At 56.4% G+C, this 17,037-nt stretch carries 21 protein-coding genes and 4 pseudogenes; 16 read left to right on the top strand and 9 right to left on the bottom strand.

Annotated features, from left to right (window positions below; translation table 11 throughout):
- Positions 1 to 65 precede the first annotated feature (65 nt).
- Positions 66 to 686: a TetR/AcrR family transcriptional regulator gene (locus tag AC07UI_RS06245; protein WP_494991642.1), complete on the bottom strand. Its 621-nt coding sequence runs from the start codon at positions 684 to 686 to the stop codon at positions 66 to 68.
- Positions 687 to 1,052: 366 nt separating this feature from the next.
- On the opposite strand from AC07UI_RS06245, the pseudogene AC07UI_RS06240 reads away from it, so the two are divergent.
- Positions 1,053 to 1,316, top strand: a pseudogene (locus tag AC07UI_RS06240) (oxidoreductase); the annotation flags it as partial.
- A 16-nt stretch (positions 1,317 to 1,332) separates the two neighbouring features.
- Here the strand turns inward: AC07UI_RS06240 and AC07UI_RS06235 are convergent.
- Positions 1,333 to 1,542, bottom strand: a pseudogene (locus AC07UI_RS06235) (transposase domain-containing protein); the annotation flags it as partial.
- 135 nt (positions 1,543 to 1,677) lie between these two features.
- On the opposite strand from AC07UI_RS06235, the gene AC07UI_RS06230 reads away from it, so the two are divergent.
- The 5 genes from AC07UI_RS06230 to AC07UI_RS06210 all read left to right on the top strand — a co-directional run bounded on the left by AC07UI_RS06230 (position 1,678) and on the right by AC07UI_RS06210 (position 4,946).
- Complete coding sequence (locus AC07UI_RS06230; RefSeq protein WP_494991641.1) at positions 1,678 to 2,307, top strand: LysE family translocator; 630 nt, start codon at positions 1,678 to 1,680, stop codon at positions 2,305 to 2,307.
- Positions 2,308 to 2,787: 480 nt separating this feature from the next.
- On the top strand, positions 2,788 to 3,387 hold the full coding sequence (locus AC07UI_RS06225) for a hypothetical protein (RefSeq protein ID WP_494991640.1): 600 nt from the start codon (positions 2,788 to 2,790) through the stop codon (positions 3,385 to 3,387).
- A 245-nt stretch (positions 3,388 to 3,632) separates the two neighbouring features.
- Complete coding sequence (locus AC07UI_RS06220) at positions 3,633 to 3,887, top strand: helix-hairpin-helix domain-containing protein (RefSeq protein ID WP_494991639.1); 255 nt, start codon at positions 3,633 to 3,635, stop codon at positions 3,885 to 3,887.
- Positions 3,880 to 4,593, top strand: a complete 714-nt coding sequence (locus tag AC07UI_RS06215) for a helix-turn-helix transcriptional regulator (protein ID WP_494991638.1) — start codon at positions 3,880 to 3,882, stop codon at positions 4,591 to 4,593. Before AC07UI_RS06220 ends, AC07UI_RS06215 begins: the two co-directional genes overlap by 8 nt.
- Positions 4,594 to 4,637: 44 nt before the next feature.
- Positions 4,638 to 4,946, top strand: coding sequence for a hypothetical protein (locus AC07UI_RS06210; RefSeq protein ID WP_494991637.1), 309 nt, complete (start codon positions 4,638 to 4,640; stop codon positions 4,944 to 4,946).
- Positions 4,947 to 5,126: 180 nt separating this feature from the next.
- Here the strand turns inward: AC07UI_RS06210 and AC07UI_RS06205 are convergent.
- The 6 genes and pseudogenes from AC07UI_RS06205 to AC07UI_RS06180 form a co-directional block, all read right to left on the bottom strand.
- Positions 5,127 to 5,231: pseudogene (locus tag AC07UI_RS06205) on the bottom strand (transposase domain-containing protein); the annotation flags it as partial.
- A complete protein-coding gene (locus tag AC07UI_RS06200; protein WP_494991636.1) occupies positions 5,207 to 5,497 on the bottom strand; it encodes a transposase in 291 nt (96 codons plus the stop codon). The pseudogene AC07UI_RS06205 and the gene AC07UI_RS06200, both read right to left, overlap by 25 nt.
- A gap of 106 nt (positions 5,498 to 5,603) precedes the next feature.
- Entirely contained in the window at positions 5,604 to 5,906 is a 303-nt protein-coding gene (locus AC07UI_RS06195) for a MerR family transcriptional regulator (RefSeq protein ID WP_494991735.1), read from the bottom strand.
- 254 nt (positions 5,907 to 6,160) lie between these two features.
- The gene (locus tag AC07UI_RS06190; protein WP_494991635.1) at positions 6,161 to 6,370 is read right to left on the bottom strand and encodes an SDR family NAD(P)-dependent oxidoreductase; all 210 of its coding nucleotides are present in this window, start codon (positions 6,368 to 6,370) and stop codon (positions 6,161 to 6,163) included.
- Between the two features lie 8 nt (positions 6,371 to 6,378).
- On the bottom strand, positions 6,379 to 7,200 hold the full coding sequence (locus AC07UI_RS06185) for a helix-turn-helix transcriptional regulator (RefSeq protein ID WP_494991634.1): 822 nt from the start codon (positions 7,198 to 7,200) through the stop codon (positions 6,379 to 6,381).
- 5 nt (positions 7,201 to 7,205) lie between these two features.
- Entirely contained in the window at positions 7,206 to 7,745 is a 540-nt protein-coding gene (locus AC07UI_RS06180; protein ID WP_494991633.1) for a kinase inhibitor, read from the bottom strand.
- Positions 7,746 to 8,234: 489 nt separating this feature from the next.
- On the opposite strand from AC07UI_RS06180, the gene AC07UI_RS06175 reads away from it, so the two are divergent.
- Positions 8,235 to 8,450: a hypothetical protein gene (locus AC07UI_RS06175; protein ID WP_494991632.1), complete on the top strand. Its 216-nt coding sequence runs from the start codon at positions 8,235 to 8,237 to the stop codon at positions 8,448 to 8,450.
- 32 nt (positions 8,451 to 8,482) lie between these two features.
- Positions 8,483 to 8,628, top strand: a pseudogene (locus AC07UI_RS06170) (metallophosphoesterase family protein); the annotation flags it as partial.
- A 79-nt stretch (positions 8,629 to 8,707) separates the two neighbouring features.
- On the opposite strand, the gene AC07UI_RS06165 reads toward AC07UI_RS06170, so the two are convergent.
- Positions 8,708 to 9,559: a LysR substrate-binding domain-containing protein gene (locus AC07UI_RS06165; protein WP_008001698.1), complete on the bottom strand. Its 852-nt coding sequence runs from the start codon at positions 9,557 to 9,559 to the stop codon at positions 8,708 to 8,710.
- Between the two features lie 245 nt (positions 9,560 to 9,804).
- On the opposite strand from AC07UI_RS06165, the gene AC07UI_RS06160 reads away from it, so the two are divergent.
- The 8 genes from AC07UI_RS06160 to metC all read left to right on the top strand — a co-directional run bounded on the left by AC07UI_RS06160 (position 9,805) and on the right by metC (position 16,933).
- Positions 9,805 to 10,647 (top strand): transporter substrate-binding domain-containing protein, encoded by an 843-nt coding sequence (locus AC07UI_RS06160; protein ID WP_494991631.1) that lies wholly within the window; start codon positions 9,805 to 9,807, stop codon positions 10,645 to 10,647.
- A 61-nt stretch (positions 10,648 to 10,708) separates the two neighbouring features.
- Positions 10,709 to 10,867: a hypothetical protein gene (locus AC07UI_RS06155; RefSeq protein WP_494991739.1), complete on the top strand. Its 159-nt coding sequence runs from the start codon at positions 10,709 to 10,711 to the stop codon at positions 10,865 to 10,867.
- On the top strand, positions 10,864 to 11,598 hold the full coding sequence (locus tag AC07UI_RS06150; RefSeq protein ID WP_494991630.1) for an amino acid ABC transporter permease: 735 nt from the start codon (positions 10,864 to 10,866) through the stop codon (positions 11,596 to 11,598). Before AC07UI_RS06155 ends, AC07UI_RS06150 begins: the two co-directional genes overlap by 4 nt.
- Positions 11,588 to 12,376: an amino acid ABC transporter permease gene (locus AC07UI_RS06145; protein WP_494991629.1), complete on the top strand. Its 789-nt coding sequence runs from the start codon at positions 11,588 to 11,590 to the stop codon at positions 12,374 to 12,376. Before AC07UI_RS06150 ends, AC07UI_RS06145 begins: the two co-directional genes overlap by 11 nt.
- Entirely contained in the window at positions 12,363 to 13,199 is an 837-nt protein-coding gene (locus AC07UI_RS06140) for an amino acid ABC transporter ATP-binding protein (protein WP_494991628.1), read from the top strand. Before AC07UI_RS06145 ends, AC07UI_RS06140 begins: the two co-directional genes overlap by 14 nt.
- Positions 13,200 to 13,216: 17 nt before the next feature.
- Positions 13,217 to 13,813: a cysteine dioxygenase family protein gene (locus AC07UI_RS06135; protein ID WP_494991627.1), complete on the top strand. Its 597-nt coding sequence runs from the start codon at positions 13,217 to 13,219 to the stop codon at positions 13,811 to 13,813.
- Positions 13,810 to 14,163 (top strand): glutathione binding-like protein, encoded by a 354-nt coding sequence (locus AC07UI_RS06130; RefSeq protein ID WP_494991626.1) that lies wholly within the window; start codon positions 13,810 to 13,812, stop codon positions 14,161 to 14,163. Before AC07UI_RS06135 ends, AC07UI_RS06130 begins: the two co-directional genes overlap by 4 nt.
- Positions 14,164 to 14,185: 22 nt before the next feature.
- Positions 14,186 to 16,933, top strand: a complete 2,748-nt coding sequence (metC, locus tag AC07UI_RS06125) for a cystathionine beta-lyase (protein WP_494991625.1) — start codon at positions 14,186 to 14,188, stop codon at positions 16,931 to 16,933.
- Positions 16,934 to 17,037: the final 104 nt, after the last annotated feature.

The following is a 17,037-nucleotide window of genomic DNA, read 5'->3' as shown; positions in this document are numbered from 1 at the left end:
CGATAAAGCTAATAAAAACTATCAGTGTCGTTATGGGCAAAAAAAGATCCTGGTCCCCCCACCGACTATCGAACTCTCAAGCCCTTGACGATCACCGCGACCGAATTGTCGATGTCGTCAAGATTCTCCAGGTTCGCGGTAACCAGATGCAGCCAGGACATGCCTGTGAGCATCGAGACGGCAACTTCCACCGCAGGACCGTCGACAATTTCCCCTGCGCTTACTGCTCTGGCGAATATCTTGCGCAAAGTACGTTCGCGGCGCGGTAGAAATTCTTCTCGGAATTCCGCAATGGCCTTTGAATCCAGCTGAATTTCAATGAAGAAACTGCGAAGGGTTTCCCCGGCGCTTGAAGACCGCCACCAACTCCAAAGCGAGCGTAAATGCTCAATCAGATCCTGTTCCAGATTCCCGGTGTCGGGGGAGGTGACGAACGTCAATGCGGCGCGCTCGTATACATCCCTCAACAAGGCGCCTTTGCTGCGCCACCACCGATAGATGGTCGGCTTGCTTGACCCGGCGCGCTCGACAAGTGCGTCCATGGTGAACGCTCGATACCCTTGCTCTTCAAGAATAGCGGCGGCCGCTTCCAGGATGGCCTCGGTGCTTTGCGGGCTGCGTACCGCGCCAATCGAGGATCGGCTGCGCGGTTTGGCAAGCGTGGACTTGGTGGTCTTTTGGGTCATGGGCTTGGCGATGCTCGAAATCGGCTTTTGAGTGACTCGTGAAGTCTATAGAAACCAACAGTGTTTATACAAGGGCGTTTTTCCAGAGGCAACTTAGGGCGGAAGTAAATCCTCAGCTTTTTGCCTCAAGGCGTTGCTTGAAAGGCAATAGTCATTTGCGATTCAAGTGGATTGTGGCTCCGAAACCCTCAAGTTAGCATCAATGCACCTTAGAAATTCATCAGACCTCTAGCGTGAGTTCAAGGTGTCCCGCGTCACCTGCCTGCCTCTCGGCTAATCATCATCCCACTCATTAAATTATGGACACTCCAATGTCGAAACTCTTCGAAGAGTTCCGCTTGGGCGACACCACGCTCAAGAACCGTGGTCACCCGAATCGTCGGTGAATTCGCGCAAGCGGCCGAAAATGCGATCGAGGCGAGCTTTGATGGTGTGGAGATTCATGGTGCCAACGGTTACCTGTTCGAGCAGTTCATGAATCCATTGGTCAATGATCGTACAGACCAGTATGGCGCTGGTAAGTTGGCAAATCGTCTTCGGTTCATCCTGGAAGTCATTGACGCGGTGGTTGCCCGGATTGGGGCAGGCCGTGTGGGCATACGTATTTCGCCCTATGGACAGCTCTTTGACAGTAAGCGGCTGGGCATCACAGGTTGCGCGACGGCCCCCAGTTATGCGGCAGCAACTCTGTAACTGCGCTCGGCAGCTGCGTCGGCAGGCGCGTGAGAACGTCCTTCAGGCAAGCATTTGGATCGTGCCAATCGAGCCTTGCCGACTGGATCAAACTCATGATCGCAACCGCGCGTTTGTCGCTGCGTAACGACCCCGAGAACAGCCTGTTCGCCTGTCCACGTGCCCTATGCATCCCTGCGACAGCAGCAGTTAACGCTCCCTGAAAATCGACTGTTGCTATTAGATAAACTCTGACTGTAGCTACCGCCATATCAATAGTTCGCTTATCGTCGTCGCTCAAGCCTACGGAGTGATGCCCATGCCGGATGCAGCCAATCTCTATCTATTCATTGTCGCCGCCATGCTCCTGTTAATCGTTCCGGGCCCGAACATGGCTTTTGTGACCAGCCATGCGTTGGCCCACGGTTGGCGTGCGGGCTTCGCTGCCGCTCTTGGTATTTCCTTCTCTGACTTGCTGATGACCGCTTTGGTTAGCGCAGGTATTGGCGCTATGGTAATGAACTGGGCACCAGCGTTCGAAGTACTACGCTTGGCCGGGGCGTGTTATCTCATATGGATCGCCTGGCAAGCTTTAAAAACGCCAGCAGTGACTCAGGGCACTCAACCTCAGTTGGCTTCCTTGTGGAAAATCTTCGCCCGAGGCACCCTCAACAGCCTCTTGAATCCTAAGGCGCTTTTGTTCTTTATGGTATTCCTGCCTCAATTCGTCAGCGTAACAACCGGCGATGTTAGCCTCCAATTAATGTTCCTTGGAGCGCTGCTTGCGCTGATCGCGCTAATCTTCCATACCGTACTTGGGATGTGTGCCGGGCAGCTAAGAGGGAAACTGGGCAGCGGCAGGATCTCCAGGCGTCTGGGGACGTATGGTTTTGCTGGGGTGATGGCAGCGTTAGCGGCACGCTTGTTGTTTCTTGACCGCCCGCTTTGACGCAGTGCAGGACAGAGCGGGGGGACGCGCCCGGCAAATACACTCAAGCCCGCGCCCCCCGCGCTTACCATCCCAGGTTGCGGGTGCCACGATGAACCTCCCCAGTTCGACATTTCTGGATAAGCGTCCGCTCAACACACCTTGTGTAATGTAACCGTCCGGTGAAGGCGCCTACCTGTACTGAGCAGGATCTGCAATGAGGTGCAGTCGCCCCGAACCTCACCGCGCAACGGTCTAGATAGGATCCTGAACATTGCTGGCAGGGTCAGCTATGGATGCGTAGGACGTCCCAAGGTAAGGTACGGTCGTCACGCTTGGGTTGATAAGGATTCGCCAAGCAGTGAGTAAGGATAACTTCACAAGGAATTGTCAGTGTACCCACCCGCGTTCCCCCATGACCCTATCACTCCTATTTTCCACAACGTTTACCTAGTTCATGGCAGCATCAGGATCGGCCCTGGAATGCGTATGAACCGAAACATGGTCATTGTCAAAAGTGGCGATGAATTGACCCTCATCAACCCGGTGCGCCTGAGCGATGCCGCACTTAGTCAGCTGGATGCGCTAGGTAATGTTCGCCATGTCCTGCGTCTAGGAGATTTCCATGGTCTAGACGATCGGTTTTACGTTGACCGATATCAGGCGGAGTTCTGGTGCCAATCTCGACCGGAGACTTACAAGGTGCCTATGGCAAACCATGTGATCAACGCCGCAGCGTCTCCGCCGATGCCTGATGCACAGTTTTTCGTGTATGAAGCGGCCAAATACCCTGAGGCGTGCCTTTTGCTGAAGAATCTAAAACTGCTCATCGCCACGGATAGCATTCAATATTGGGCCGACTGGAGTTACACGACTTTCCTTAGCAGATGCGTACTTCGAATGATGGGTTTTAAGCTGACGCTACTTATTGGCGGCCCTTGGCTGAAACGCGTCACGCCGGAGGGGGGCAGCCTTGCCGCCGACTTCGAGAGGCTTCTGAGGCTTGATTTCGAACATGTCGTAGGCGCTCACGGCCAACTCTTGCATGACGCAGCCAAACCTATGCTTGAAGCGGCAATTGCTAAGACATTGCCAGATTGAGCAGGCGATAGCTGGCTTCCGACAAGCGTGCGACCGAATCGCTCGACGTTAGTCAGGCCGGTATCCACCGATGCGGCAGCAGCTGCTCGATCTCACTCGCGCGCTGGGTTGGCAGCCGCATCGTCCGTCTGCCGAACCCACCTTCCTGATGCTTACGCTTAGGGCGATGGAGTCCATCTATTGAGATGCCCTCTCTCGTCGGGCAAACTCCGGTTGCCTCATTGGCCGATAACAGGAGTTTACGGATGCCATTTCCACTGACGGAACATAATGCCTTGTTGGCCCTAAAGGGCGTGGGGCCGGCCGTTATCGCTCGCCTTGAGCAGATGGGCATTGACTCGCTAGCTGTGCTCAGCAAAGCGAATGTTTGTGACATCCTGGCTCAGGCATCGGCAGCAGTGGGATCGACTTGCTGGAAGAATAGCCCCCAAGCTCGGGCCGCCATTAACGCGGCCATTGAGCTTGCGAAGGACTCTCAGTTGAGCACACCTGGTGCGTAAAGCTGATCGCTTATTTCAATTGGTAAATCTGATTCGTGTCCATCAGCCAATCTCTGCTGAACGACTGGCTAGCCGAGTCGGAGTTTCCGTTCGCTCAATCTATCGATACATCGACGACCTTTCCTTCAGTGGAATCCCAATCTATGGTACCGCTGGCGTGGGATATGCCTTGGATGCCGATTTTGAGATGCCGCCTTTAACGTTGAACAAGCTCGAACTGGATGCATTGATGCTCGGGATGGAAATGCTTTCAGCTTCCGCCGATAACGAACTAAGTGCTGCTGCGGGGATGTTGTTGAGCAAAATCTCAGCGTCCATAGTCCATCACAAGGTTGACCCCAGCACGGCAAAAATCAGGGCACTTGGAGCAACACCTTCCTCAACGCGTGCCCATTTGGCAACCCTTCGAAATGCCATCGAAAACACTCAGGCGCTGAAGATAATTTATACCAGCTTGGACGGTGTGGTTTCGCAACGTCTCATTTCTCCCCTTGGCCTTTTCTACTGGGGAGGAAAGTGGACGGTTGGAAGCTGGTGTAGTGCCAAGGCGGCTTACCGCGATTTTCGGGTCGATCGCATAGCCTCCATCGCTATTGCCCAACAACCATCACCCGACAATCCTGCCCTTGATCTCCAAGCGTATATGAAGCACCAGGCAAGCCAGTGGAAAGCGATCACCACTACTGACACTACGCTGTCAGTATGAGGCACTGATAATTGGGACTCCCTAACACACAGAAGGTCATCCCTATGCAGCGCTCATCTCATGTACTCGAATTAGCCATTTTCAAGGTCAAACAGGAATGCGTTGCGCAAGTGCCTGTGCTCCGCGCAGGTCTTCGTGAAACGTTAAAGACCTTCCCTGGTTTGATCGAGTACCGCGCCTACTGCCCTATGAGCGACGACCGAATCTTCGCGGACTTAGCAATGTGGGACAGTCTTGAGAACGCACAAAAAGTGGCAAAGGCGTTCAACGATGGAGATCCGAGATTCTCTGAGTATATGCACGCTATTGAAAACCTGACGTTCATGAGCCACCTCGTTCCAGAGATGAGTTGACCCCGACGGACTGTCAGAGCAGGCAAGCGACACCGATGCCTTTGCTGTCAGGCATCGTTGTCGTCACTTCCAGTGTAAGTGTTCTCAGATCACCTATTGCTAGGTTCCGGGCTGCGAACTGACGTTATATGGTAAAACCGTTTCGAAAAAACGTATCGTCCGCCCTCACACCTTGCGTGACTAAACGGGCGTCCACCTATGCGGCAGTAACTCCGTAATTTCACTCGCCCGCTGCGTCGGCAGGCGCGTGAGGACGTCCTTCAGGTAAGCATATGGATCATGCCCGTAGTGCCACGCGGCGGCTGGATTTCAACGCAGATATTCGGTGATGCAGCTTGCGAATTTGCTCCGGCTAGCTTCATGGGTAACGGAATAAAAGCAGGTTGCAGCTCCGTGCTTTTTTGCGTTTGCAGCCGAATCCATTTGTGGACAAGGTTCGCGTTGAGGCTATGGCTCAGCGCGACGCTGGCAATCGAGGCACCGGGCTGGTCGTACTCTTGAATGACCTGGACTTTGAAGGATTTGGAGTAGGAACGGCGTTGTGGCTGCATGAAATACCCGCTTAAAAGGCTAGAACTGGTGCCCACTTAAATTTAAGTGCACACCATGTCTTGGCTTTGCAGGGTTGGGTAGATGACTTGGGCGGACGGATACAAACTAACTCTCTACCTGGCCAACGAAAGCAGCAAGAACACGCCGGCTTTGCATCAGGGCTTCGAGTCTCTCTTCCAACCTTTCCAGTTCGTCACGCAAAGCAGAGCGCACTGCGGCGCATGGATGAAAACGAGGTGTATCGTCAATCATGCAAGGCAGCACCATACGAATGGTTTCCAGCCTGAGCCCTGCGCGGTTTAGCTGGCATATGGCGTGCGCTGTTCTTAAATCCTGATCGCTGTAGGACCGATACCCGGTGGTTGATCGTTGCGGGCAGAGCAGCGCTTGTTCTTCGTAATCATACAGCTGAAGTCGCCTTTAACGTCAGTGGAGCATGGCGGTCATTTTCTGGCTTCTGATGGATTCGTGCGGATGCCGCAAGTGCTGGTGGGGCTGCTGCCGATGATCGAGCACTAGAGTTTGCACAATAAAATCCGGCGTCCGGAGAGCCTTGACGATTACGTCACTGAAACCAACCCAGTGCGCGTTGTTTGTCTATGAACTCTGAACTGCATCCAGTCGAGTTGTAAGCAAAGCGAGAGGTCCAGCTCAACGTCGAACTAATGTGGCTGACCGGGTGGAACGATCTCGACGACCTGAAGGCTGATGCCCTTGAGTCGTTGACGCAACAATTGCGCGCAGGAATAAAGCGCGGCTTTCGTCGCGCAGTAGCTGGTGATGACGGTCTTGGGTACAAACCCCGCAGTGGAGCTGACGTTCGGGATCGCGCCACGGGGTTGTTTCAACAGGAAGGTATGGGGATACCTCACAGGAATGCTTAAATTGCCGCCCGCAATTCCCGTGGCGACAGACCATAGTGCGAGCGAAAGCGCACTGCAAAACGTGAGGCCGAGGCGTAACCGCAGGCAGCGGCGATTTCACCGATGGGGCGAGACGTGGTTTGCAACCATTGCAACGCCATGGCTAGTCGGACGTTTTCCAGAATGTTCCTGAAGCTGTCACCTTCATTGGCCAGTTGGCGACGCAAAGTCGATTCACCAAGGTTTAGCTGTTGTGCGACGCTTGCAACAGTCCATTCCCTGGCTGGGTTGCCCATTACTAGCTGCTGCACACGTTCGCAAAGTGGATCATTGCGATTCATCAGCAGCGGCCCGGCCAGGCCGGAAAGGCCCAAGCTCAGAAGGACGGCCTCCCCATAGAGTGTGCGTAATGCGTCTGGGGCATTGGCACTGATGGAGGCCAATAACTGATCCCATGCCTGTGTTGTATGTCTATCCAGAAGGACACATAGGTCCGTCTTCAAGGCTCGACTACGATGACTCATGATCTGCTGGCCATATCGAGCGCTGAAGTTACGCAGTGTCGAGCTGGGAAAGGTCACTGCATCGGCGATGTAGTGACCGTAAAGGCCGGGGAGGTTGGAAATTCCCAGTTCGCACCCTGCCGGCATCAGCAATAGATGTTGTGGTCCTGCACGCATCTCCCGCTCGTCCCACTGCAACAGCTTTTCTCCCTGCCGCACTCGACACAAGGTGGTAACGAATATCGGCACCCTTTGTAAGGTATGGGGCTGCCGAGCCCGGATTACGCAACCCTCGATGAAGTTTTCTCTGTGCTGGATGCTGGCAGGAGGGTGCATCGTTCCTAACGTCCGTAAGTGGAAGTGATTGTGGCTTTGGCCAGGGTATTGGCATTAAGCATGTAGCCAACCAAGGCGCCGCTGGCCTGCTCGTCGAGCGGTAGCTTATCTACTTTCAATGCCCATACGGTGAATTGATAGCGATGGGGCTTATCCCCGACTGGTGGGCAAGCTCCACCAAATCCCGACTGACCATAATCGGTCCGCCCTTGTACTGCACCAATAGGCAGGTTCGACCCCACTCCTCTTGGCAAGCTGCTGGTTGAAGCAGGTATGTTGACCACAGTCCAATGCCACCAGCCGCTGCCGGTCGGCGCATCAGGATCGTAGACCGTGATCGCGTAGCTTTTAGTCCCTGCAGGGGCGTTACTCCAGGAAAGCTCAGGAGAGGTATTCCCCCCCTCGCAACCGAAGCCTTGGAATACTTCAAGATTGGTCAGCGGTCGGTTTTCAGCAATATCCCGGCTGGTCAGCGAGAAATCGGCAGCGTATCCGCTGAGTGCTACTGCCATAGATAGGGCCGGCAGGATTAATCTGATTTTCATTGCGATCTCATCTGCATCTTAGAGTGAAACCTGAGTCTAGGTAGATCAAAGGGTGGTTACTGTGCCGAAATGCTCGATAGCTGTGCCGAAACGCTCGATTAGTTTGTACTGGGAAACATCATTCGCCGGTTGCAGCGTGAAGCCAAACTCAGCCGCCCTTTGCTCGATGGGTTTAGGAAGAGCCAAGGTCTCCCTGATCATGTGCAACGGCGAAACGTTGCGTCTAACCCCTACCCATCGACGGTACTCGAGCGTTTATTACAGGCATGGCGCAATGGTACGAAGCTACAGACCCGGACGTGCCTGCCGACTATGGATGCTCGGTGTTCAGTCGGTGCAAACAGTCACGACTTCAGCTCTGACCTTGAACACGCTCGCCGAGCCTCCTTCGACAAGAGCCGGTGATTCAAAACCAGTTCGAGTAGCTGAAACACGGACGAAACATTCCGGCCATATGATTCGCGTCACCGAAAGCTAGGAGGGTTGGAGATGAATCGGCCATCAAGAAGCATGCGCAAACTGCTCGACGCCGTTGCCACTAACAATGAGGCAGCGGCGCTTGATGTGATGCGTGCTGCCGAGCAGCTCCAAGACGAGGTGTTGCGGCAACGATTGCTTAATCTCATTCATCGGCTCAACCAAGACGCCAATGACTTGCGAATGGCGCGGGAGGATATCCAGGGCGGAGCCATCAAACTCGCGTGACCCGCATCCTCCACTTCTAAGCTCGTCCACCTAAGCCACGCATTGAGTGGCGCGATGAGCAGCTTTATTTAAATCCAGGTAGTGCGGGGCGACAACGCTTCCAGCTGCCTGTAACGCAGCTCTGCTTGAAACATCTGCAACCTCCATTAAGCCTCGATTGATTCACCTATTCGAGTGACTCGTATCATCAATGGTGAAAAGGACGACCAGATCACTCAGGTGTCATCAGCACCGCGAGCGTCATGTTGATTCGGCATTTAATGCCCGCGGCTGCTGCGAATTAACTCATAAGCCCGACGCACCAGAGGATTAATAGTATTGGGCCGAATCCAAAGGTGGTAGGTGACGTCCGGCAGACGGGGCAAACCATCGCTTTCACCCAGCACCCGCATATCCGGGCCTAACATTTCCATGCTTCTGGCAGTGACGCCAAGACCTGCGCGGGTCGCCGCCTTGATACCAATCAGGTTCGACGCCAGATAAGCCTGGCGCCAAGGAATGTTGGCGCGTTCAAGAGCCTCAAGAGCATATCGCCGATAGATACTGGGTTCATCCACCAGGATCAACGGCAAGGGCTCGCCGGGGTTGTGAAGGTACTGCGCAGAACAAATCCACCATACCGGCGAGGTGCGCAAGGCAAAACCTTCCAGATTGGGGTCTTCTCGAGTGGAAATCACCATGTCGACCTTGCCCCGGTGCAGGTCGTCCATGAGAAACGGGCTTCGACCGACGTCGATTTCCAGGCGCAAACGTGGCGCCGAACGCGCGATGTGACTGAGAATCGGTGGCAGGATGGTGTCGGCGATGTCATGGGGAGAGCCAATGCGCAGCACGCCGCTCAAGCTGCTTTCGCGCAAGGAGTTCAGCGCGTCATCGTTGAGCGAAAGCATCTGCCGGGCATGGCGTAGCAACTGCTGCCCGGCTTCCGTGAGCTGCTTTTGCCGCCCGCGTTTTTCGAACAGGCTGACCCCGACCTGTTGCTCCAGGCGTTGCATGTGCTGAGTGACCGACGATTGTGTGCGGGCCAGTTGCACACCGGCCTCGGCAAAGCTGTGCTGATCGACTACGGCAATGAAGGTGCGCAGTAGCTCGAGATCGAGGGTCGACATGGCGGCTGCTTTTTACATTAAGGGTGCGAACATAAACATTGCATATCTTTATGTGTTCGGAGAAATTTATTTTCCTGGAAGCCCGCAGAGGCCAATAAACGTAGGCTTATAGGCGTTTATCTAAAAAGTGACAGCACCTGAGTTATAACGATATTAGATATTTGTATTTCCGTTACCTCGGCGCTGTACGCAGGATGCCCACTCATCAGATCGGGGTTTTGCCGATCATTAATGAGGGGAAATCCATGTTGTTCGAGCGCGCGCCTATAAAACGTTTATTGCCCGTGATGTTGGGTGCCTTGATCTCACTGGCCGCCAGCACTGCTGCCCAGGCTGACGCGACGCTGGATAAGATCGAGCAGCGTCATGTGGTTGTGGTTGGCGTGCTGCTGTCCGGTGGCCCCTTTGGCGGGATCGATCCTGCCACACAGAAGCCGCGTGGTCTGAACGTAGAGCTCGCTCAAGAACTGGGTCGGCAGTTGGGTGCTGAGGTGCAACTGGTGCCGGTATTGCCGGCCAACCGCGTGCAGTTTCTGCAGCAGGGTAAGGTCGATTTGCTGATCGCCAATATGGAATGGACGGCAGAACGCGGCGAGATTCTCGGTTTTGTGCCGACACCGTTTTACCGGGTTGGCGGTACCGCCGCAGTACTCAAGGATAGCAAGATCACCCGCTGGGAAGACCTGAAAGGGCAACCGGTGTGCACCTCTCAAGGCAGCAGCTACGTCAAGCCACTCACCGAGTTGGGCGTTGAGTTGAAGGCGTTCAAAAGTTCGTCCGAGTCCTTGTTGGCACTGCGTGGCAACAACTGCGTTGCGGCAGTACATGACGCCACACTGATCAATCCGTTAATCGCCAACAACACCGAATGGCAAGGCTATCGCGCCATCAGTCCAGAGCTCAACCCGGCGCCGTCGGTGATCTGGACACGTCGTGGTGAAAGCGACACCCAGGCCAAGCTCGACCCGATCGTCAAGGAACTGCACCGCAGCGGCTGGTTGATCGAAGCCCAGAGCCGCAACCACATCACCCCCGCGTCACCCGCGCTGGTCGAGCTGCAAAAGCATTTCCAGGCCAACGGCGCCTGATTCACCTCATCGTATTCAATACGCTGCCGCATCGCGCGACGGCTATTCAAGGTAGTCGCGCATGAACCGTCATTTTTCCACTAAAAACCTGACCTCACTGTGCCTGGCCAGCGTTGTTGCATTGTCGCGATGGTTTCACCTGTCCACCGCGACCGATAGCGTCGCTGAAGCCGGACGTCGCATCGCCCGGGCCTGCGCGCAATTGCGGGGCGAAGCATGAGTCATTGGTTGGAGCTTTTCGTCCACTGGGCTGCCGGGTTCGGTCTGAACTACAACTTCCTGCTGGACGCCTATCAACGCGGCACCGTGGTACAGGGTGCGTTGACCACGATGTGGTTGTGCCTGTTCACCATCCTCGGCAGTTTGCTCGCCGGGCTCGGACTGGCGGCGATGCTGACGTCGGGCAATCCCTGGTTGGCGAAACCGGCACGTGTGTTCGTCGAAGTCACCCGCAACACGCCGACCCTGGTGCAGCTGTATTGCGCGTTCCTCGTATTGAACATGTTGCTCACTCAAGCCGTTGGTGCAGCAAACCCACTGACGCCGTTCGCCTGGGTGGTGATCGTGATCTCGTTGCACAAGGGCGCTTTCCATGCCGAGGCCCTGCGCGCCGGCATCGAGGCTGTACCGGCGGTGACGCTGGAGGCGGCCAGTTCGCTGGCATTCAGCAGCCGTCAGTTGCTATGGAACGTGCAACTGCCGCTGGCCCTGCGGTTCGCTTTGCCTTCGCTGCTCAACAACCTGATCGACCTGGTGAAGATGACCGCCGTCGCCTCGGCGATTGCCGTCGGTGACATCACCTACGCGTCGATCATGATTTGGACTCAAAGCGATAACGTGCTGGAACTGATGATTCTGATCCTGAGCTTTTTCGGTCTGCTGAGTTTTATTGTCAATTGTGTGGGGCGCTACCTTGAAGCGCACCTGAGGATGCCTGGCTATGGCCATTGAATCGTCCGTCACCGTACCGGTGGCCTGGCCGCGTCGGCATGTCGGCAAACTTCTGCTGCTGGTCTGTGTTGTGCTCTGGTTGGTGTGGTTCGTCCCGCAAAGTCCGGTGTTAAAGGCGTTGCTGCAATGGTCGCCGGCACTGGCCGCAGGCTTTGGTCAGAACATTCTGATCAGCTTGGTCGCGATCGCATTGGGCTCGCTGCTGGGGTTGCTGGTTGGGGCGCTGGGGTTGTCGCCGCTGCGTCTGCTGCGTTTGTCTGCGCGGATCTGGGTGCAGATTTTCCGCAATGCACCCTGGCTGGTGCTGATCTATTTCACTACCTACGTGTTCCCGTTCGAGATCCACATCGGTAGTGCTTACGTGTCGTTTCCGGACTGGGTCAAGGTGACGATCGGCCTGGCCTTGCCGGCGAGTGCCAACGTTGCGGAGATCTTCCGTGGCGCCATCGCTTCGATCCCCAGCACTCAATGGGAGGCCGCACGCTCGCTGGCGTTTACCCGGGGGCAAATTTTCCGCTCGATCATTCTGCCGCAGTGCTTCAAGCGCATGTTGCCACCGTGGATGAACCTGTATGCGGTGATCACCATGGGCACCGCGCTGGCCTCTCTGGTGGGCGTGCATGATGTGATCGACACCGCACAGATTGCCAGCAACACCGTGAACATGACCGGTTTCACTGTAGTGATCTACCTGAGCTTGCTGGTGCTGTTCTTCGCTTATTGCTACCCGATTTCCCGTCTCACCCAACGCCTGGAGCGACGTTATGCCTTCTACTGAAACCGTCGTCGAGCCGCTGGTGAGCCTGCGCGATCTTCACCTGTCGTTCGCCAGCAATCCGGTGCTCAAAGGCATCGACCTTGACGTCCACCGTGGTCAGGCGGTGTCGATCATCGGCCCGTCCGGCTCCGGTAAATCAACCATCCTGCGCTGCATCACCGGGCTATTGCAGGCGCAGCGCGGCACCATCCGCGTCGGTGCCACCGAAGTTCACACCCTGGCCCAGGAAGCCCAGCGCATCGAATTGCGCAAGCGCGTGGGTTTTGTATTCCAGCAGTACAACCTGTTCCCGCATTTGTCGGTGCTGGAGAACCTGGTGATAGCACCGCGCAAGGTGTTGGGGCGCAGCCGGGTCGATGCCGAAAAAGAGGCATGTGCCTTGCTGGCCAAAGTGCGCATGGAGCACAAGGCCGATGCCTATCCGGGACAACTGTCCGGGGGCCAGCAACAACGTGTGGCAATTGCCCGGGCGCTGGCGATGCGACCGGAACTGATTCTGTTCGATGAAGTGACATCGGCCCTTGATCCGGAAACCGTTGGCGAGGTGCTGACGGTGATTCGCGAGTTGACCGAAGAGGGCATGACCTGCGTGCTGGTCACGCACGAAATGCGTTTCGCCGAAGAGATCAGCGACATCGTCTACTTCACTGAAAACGGCGTAATCGTCGAGCACGGCAACGCCGCTCAGATTTTTCAGCACCCGACCAGCGAGCGCACCCAGGAATTTCTGCGCCATGCGGCGGGTGATCCGGGGCGCCGTCCCGCTGTCGTCAACGACCCTTATCTGCTGACCAACCTGGGTCGCTACAGCCTGTCCGTCTAAAACCGAGGAGCCTGTTCATGAGTACCGAAAGCCGTGCCGTCGTTATCGAAGATTTCCTGAAGAAAATCCGCGTCATCAACCAACATGGCGTTGACCGCGCCGCGCTGGTGGAAATTGTTTCCCTGCTCGAAGCCTTGGCCGAACGCCGTGATCTATTTAATTTCGATGAGTTTCCCGCGCCGGTGCCGGGGCAGGGCAGTTCTGCCTTTCGTTACCGTCTGAATGACGACGGAGACACACCGACGCTGTACCTGAACTCACTGTTGCCGGGCAAAAGTACGATCCCCCACAACCACGAAACCTGGGCGATCATCAGTGCCGTCGAAGGCCAAGAGATCAACTACGTTTACAGCCGTGATGACGAAGGTCGCGAGCCTGGTTTCACCACCTTGCACCTGGAAAAGGAAGTGATCGTGCAACCAGGCAGATCAATCTCGTTCTTGGGTGAAGACCTGCACGGCATTCGAGTCGAAGGCGAGCACGCGACCTTGCATTTCCACCTCTACGGTCTGCCGCTGGAGTCTCTCAATGGGCGCTATGGCGTAGAGGCTGACGGGCGCATTCTCAACTACAACGCCTCGCAAATGGCGCCGTCGATCAAGGCTTACGCATGATCGATCTTTACTATTGGCCTACCGCCAACGGTTTAAAAATCGGCATCCTGATCGAAGAGCTCGGGCTGGATTACCGTGTGCTGCCGATCAACATCCGCGAAGGCGAGACGCGACTGTATCGAGTGCTGGAAGCGCGTCTGTCTGAAGTGCCGCATGTGGCGGGTGAGTACTCCATCGCCGACATGGCGATTTTTCCGTGGATTCAGCCGCAGCGACACGGCCAGGAACTGGCGGATTTTCCGCACATGCGTGCCTGGCGCGAACGCCTCAAGGCGCGTCCAGCCATTCAGCGTGCGTACGCGAAGGGCCGCGAACTGGCGGCCAATGAGCGCTCTCTGGCGCTTCAATAATTTTCTTTCGAGCGGAACACCCATGAGCCAAACCGTAACCTCAGGGCAACTGCAGCAGTGGCTGTTCGACGGGCAGGAAATCGCCCTGTTTGATGTGCGCGAGCATGGCCAGTATGGCGAAGCCCATCTGTTTTTCGGAGTCAATCTGCCCTACAGCCGACTGGAGCTGGAGGTGCTGCGTCTTGCACCGAATCTCCAAGTGCGGCTGGTGATCTATGACCAGAACGGCGGTGATGTCGCTTCGCGTTCTGCCCAGCGCCTGTATGCGTTGGGGTATGGCAACGTGCACGTTCTGGAGGGCGGTGCGGATGGTTGGCAGGCCGCCGGTTATCAACTGTTCGCCGGCGTGCATGTCCCTTCCAAGGCATTTGGCGAGTTGGTGGAAGAGGCCAGTCATACACCGCATGTCACCGCGCAACAATTGGCCGATTGGCAATCTCGTGGCGAGCCACTGGTCGTACTGGACGGCCGGCCGTTCGATGAGTACCGCAAGATGACCATTCCCGGTTCAGTGTGCTGCCCGAACGGCGAGCTGGGCTATCGAATCCATGACCTGGTGCCAGACAACTGCACGCCAATCGTGATCAATTGCGCTGGTCGAACCCGTAGCATTATCGGTGCGCAGACGCTGATCAACCTGGGCTTGAAGAACCCGATCTACGCGTTGGAAAACGGAACCCAGGGCTGGTACCTGGAAGACTTTCAACTGGAGCATGGCAGCAGCCGTCGTTATGCCGATGCGGTGTCCGTTGCACCACTAACGGCGCAACGTCTGGCGGTCGCGCAACTGGCGGATCGGGCCGGTGTGAAAACGGTATCGGCTGCAAAGGTCGTGCAGTGGGCCACAGACGCCGGGCGCAGTCTGTTTTTGTGCGATGTGCGCACCGCCGAAGAGTTTGCCGCCGGCAGTTTACCTGGTGCTCAACACACGCCAGGCGGTCAGTTAGTTCAATCGACTGATCTGTATATCGGCGTGCGTCAGGCGCGGCTGGTTCTGATCGACAGCGATGGTGTGCGGGCGCCGATTGTCGCGAGTTGGCTGCGCCAATTGGGGCATGAGGCGTATGTGCTGGAAGGTGGTGTGAGCAGTGGCCTGGCGTTACCCGCGGGTAAAGCTCTCGCTTATGAAAAGTTGCCAACGATCACTGCGCGGGCACTGGCTGATGCGTTGAAAGATAACGCCGTCGCGCTGATCGACCTGCGTCCGAGCATGACCTTTCGCAAGGGGCACATTGTCGGTTCGAGCTGGTCGATCCGCTCGTTGCTGGCGTCACACGTCGTGGATGAACAGCGACCGCTGGTGTTACTGGCCGATGATCCGCAACTGGCTGCGTTCGTCACACTGGAATTACCTCAAGCCCAGCGTGCGCAGGTGCAGCTGCTTGACGGCGGGCTCGAGGCCTGGCGTGCAGCGGGTTTCGCCGTGCGGGAAAGCCCGGACACGCCATCCAATGATCGATGCATCGATTTTCTGTTTTTTACCCATGACCGCCACTCCGGCAACAAAGACGCGGCGCGTCAGTATCTGGCTTGGGAAATCGGTTTGCTGGCGCAGATGAGTGACGACGAAATCGCCGGTCTTAAACCATTGCAACCTCTAGCTCGTTCGGATTCGCAGGTGCGTACTCGCCTGGTGCATTCGGCGCGGGCTCAGGGTGTCGGCGGTCGCGCAGTCAATGTGCCGGTCACTCGCTTAAGCACCGTGCTGTTCGACAACCTGGCGCAAATGCGTGACGCCCGAGCTCGCCGTGATAGCGAGCGTGTGCTGAGTTATGGAGCACGCGGAAATCCAACGGCGTTTGCCCTCGAAGACCTGGTCACCGAGCTGGAGGGTGGTTATCGCACTCGCTTGTTCGGTACCGGGTTGGCAGCGGTCGCGCAGACGTTTCTCGCTTACCTGCGACCCGGCGATCATGTGCTGATCACCGACGCGGTATACGCGCCTGTGCGGCGTCTAGCACGGGAGTTTCTTCAGCCCTTCGGTATTCAGGTCAATTATTTCGCCCCGGACGGCCATGACTTGGAGGCTCTACTGCAAGCCAACACCAAAATGGTCTACACCGAAGTGCCAGGCTCTTTGTTGTATGAACTGTGTGACTTGCCGGCCATCGCCGCCCTGTGCAAACCGCGAGGGATTTTGCTGGCCGTCGATAATACTTGGGGCTCTGGTTACCTGTACCGACCGCTGACACTTGGTGCGGACATCTCAATCATGGCGCTGACCAAGTACCTGAGCGGCCACAGTGATGTGGTCATGGGCAGTGTCTGCACCTGTGAAGCAGCCTGGCAGCCCATGATGAATATGAGCGATGCCTTTGGCGCGACCGTCAGCCCCGACGACGCTTATCTGGTATTGCGAGGCGCCCGAACGTTGGCGCCACGCCTGGAGGTGCATGAGCGCCAGGCCTTGGAAGTCGCTCTTTGGTTGCAAGCGCAACCGCAGGTGAAACGGGTGTTCCATCCGGCCTTGACCGATCATCCTGGCCACTCCTTGTGGCAGCGAGATTTCACCGGCAGCAACGGCTTGCTGTCCTTTGAACTGAGCGAGGCGGACGACGCGTATGTCGAGCGCTTCATTGGTGCACTGCAGCTGTTCGGGTTGGGTGCTTCCTGGGGCGGTTTTGAAAGTCTGATCACCGTGGCCGATACCCAAAACCGTAACAGTGCGGCTGATCGCTCAATGAATCCTGTGTTGCGGTTGCACATCGGTCTGGAAGATGTCGCAGCGTTGATCGAAGATCTGCAGCGCGGGTTTAAGGCTTTGGAGTAGGGCTGGGCTCGAGGCTTTTGCTGCGCTTTCACACGGTAATGCATATCTGCCGAGGGGCACTGACCGGTAGTAGCGTGAACGCTGCGAGAGGGTGGGTGGACACG

This window comes from Pseudomonas sp. GW821-FHT04C07 (assembly GCF_059420325.1).
This window is presented reverse-complemented; position numbering and strand designations above follow the sequence as displayed.

What these genes read in the sequence shown, in the direction of transcription:
- AC07UI_RS06160 (WP_494991631.1), top strand. Translation starts at nt 9,805, where the DNA reads ATGTTGTTCGAGCGCGCGCCTATAAAACGTTTATTGCCCGTGATGTTG.
- AC07UI_RS06210 (WP_494991637.1), top strand. Translation starts at nt 4,638, where the DNA reads ATGCAGCGCTCATCTCATGTACTCGAATTAGCCATTTTCAAGGTCAAA.
- AC07UI_RS06220 (WP_494991639.1), top strand. Translation starts at nt 3,633, where the DNA reads ATGCCATTTCCACTGACGGAACATAATGCCTTGTTGGCCCTAAAGGGC.
- AC07UI_RS06135 (WP_494991627.1), top strand. Translation starts at nt 13,217, where the DNA reads ATGAGTACCGAAAGCCGTGCCGTCGTTATCGAAGATTTCCTGAAGAAA.
- metC (WP_494991625.1), top strand. Translation starts at nt 14,186, where the DNA reads ATGAGCCAAACCGTAACCTCAGGGCAACTGCAGCAGTGGCTGTTCGAC.
- AC07UI_RS06150 (WP_494991630.1), top strand. Translation starts at nt 10,864, where the DNA reads ATGAGTCATTGGTTGGAGCTTTTCGTCCACTGGGCTGCCGGGTTCGGT.
- AC07UI_RS06140 (WP_494991628.1), top strand. Translation starts at nt 12,363, where the DNA reads ATGCCTTCTACTGAAACCGTCGTCGAGCCGCTGGTGAGCCTGCGCGAT.
- AC07UI_RS06245 (WP_494991642.1), bottom strand. Translation starts at nt 686, where the DNA reads ATGACCCAAAAGACCACCAAGTCCACGCTTGCCAAACCGCGCAGCCGA.
- AC07UI_RS06180 (WP_494991633.1), bottom strand. Translation starts at nt 7,745, where the DNA reads ATGAAAATCAGATTAATCCTGCCGGCCCTATCTATGGCAGTAGCACTC.
- AC07UI_RS06175 (WP_494991632.1), top strand. Translation starts at nt 8,235, where the DNA reads ATGAATCGGCCATCAAGAAGCATGCGCAAACTGCTCGACGCCGTTGCC.
- AC07UI_RS06185 (WP_494991634.1), bottom strand. Translation starts at nt 7,200, where the DNA reads ATGCACCCTCCTGCCAGCATCCAGCACAGAGAAAACTTCATCGAGGGT.
- AC07UI_RS06200 (WP_494991636.1), bottom strand. Translation starts at nt 5,497, where the DNA reads ATGCAGCCACAACGCCGTTCCTACTCCAAATCCTTCAAAGTCCAGGTC.
- AC07UI_RS06155 (WP_494991739.1), top strand. Translation starts at nt 10,709, where the DNA reads ATGAACCGTCATTTTTCCACTAAAAACCTGACCTCACTGTGCCTGGCC.
- AC07UI_RS06165 (WP_008001698.1), bottom strand. Translation starts at nt 9,559, where the DNA reads ATGTCGACCCTCGATCTCGAGCTACTGCGCACCTTCATTGCCGTAGTC.
- AC07UI_RS06230 (WP_494991641.1), top strand. Translation starts at nt 1,678, where the DNA reads ATGCCGGATGCAGCCAATCTCTATCTATTCATTGTCGCCGCCATGCTC.
- AC07UI_RS06225 (WP_494991640.1), top strand. Translation starts at nt 2,788, where the DNA reads ATGGTCATTGTCAAAAGTGGCGATGAATTGACCCTCATCAACCCGGTG.
- AC07UI_RS06130 (WP_494991626.1), top strand. Translation starts at nt 13,810, where the DNA reads ATGATCGATCTTTACTATTGGCCTACCGCCAACGGTTTAAAAATCGGC.
- AC07UI_RS06145 (WP_494991629.1), top strand. Translation starts at nt 11,588, where the DNA reads ATGGCCATTGAATCGTCCGTCACCGTACCGGTGGCCTGGCCGCGTCGG.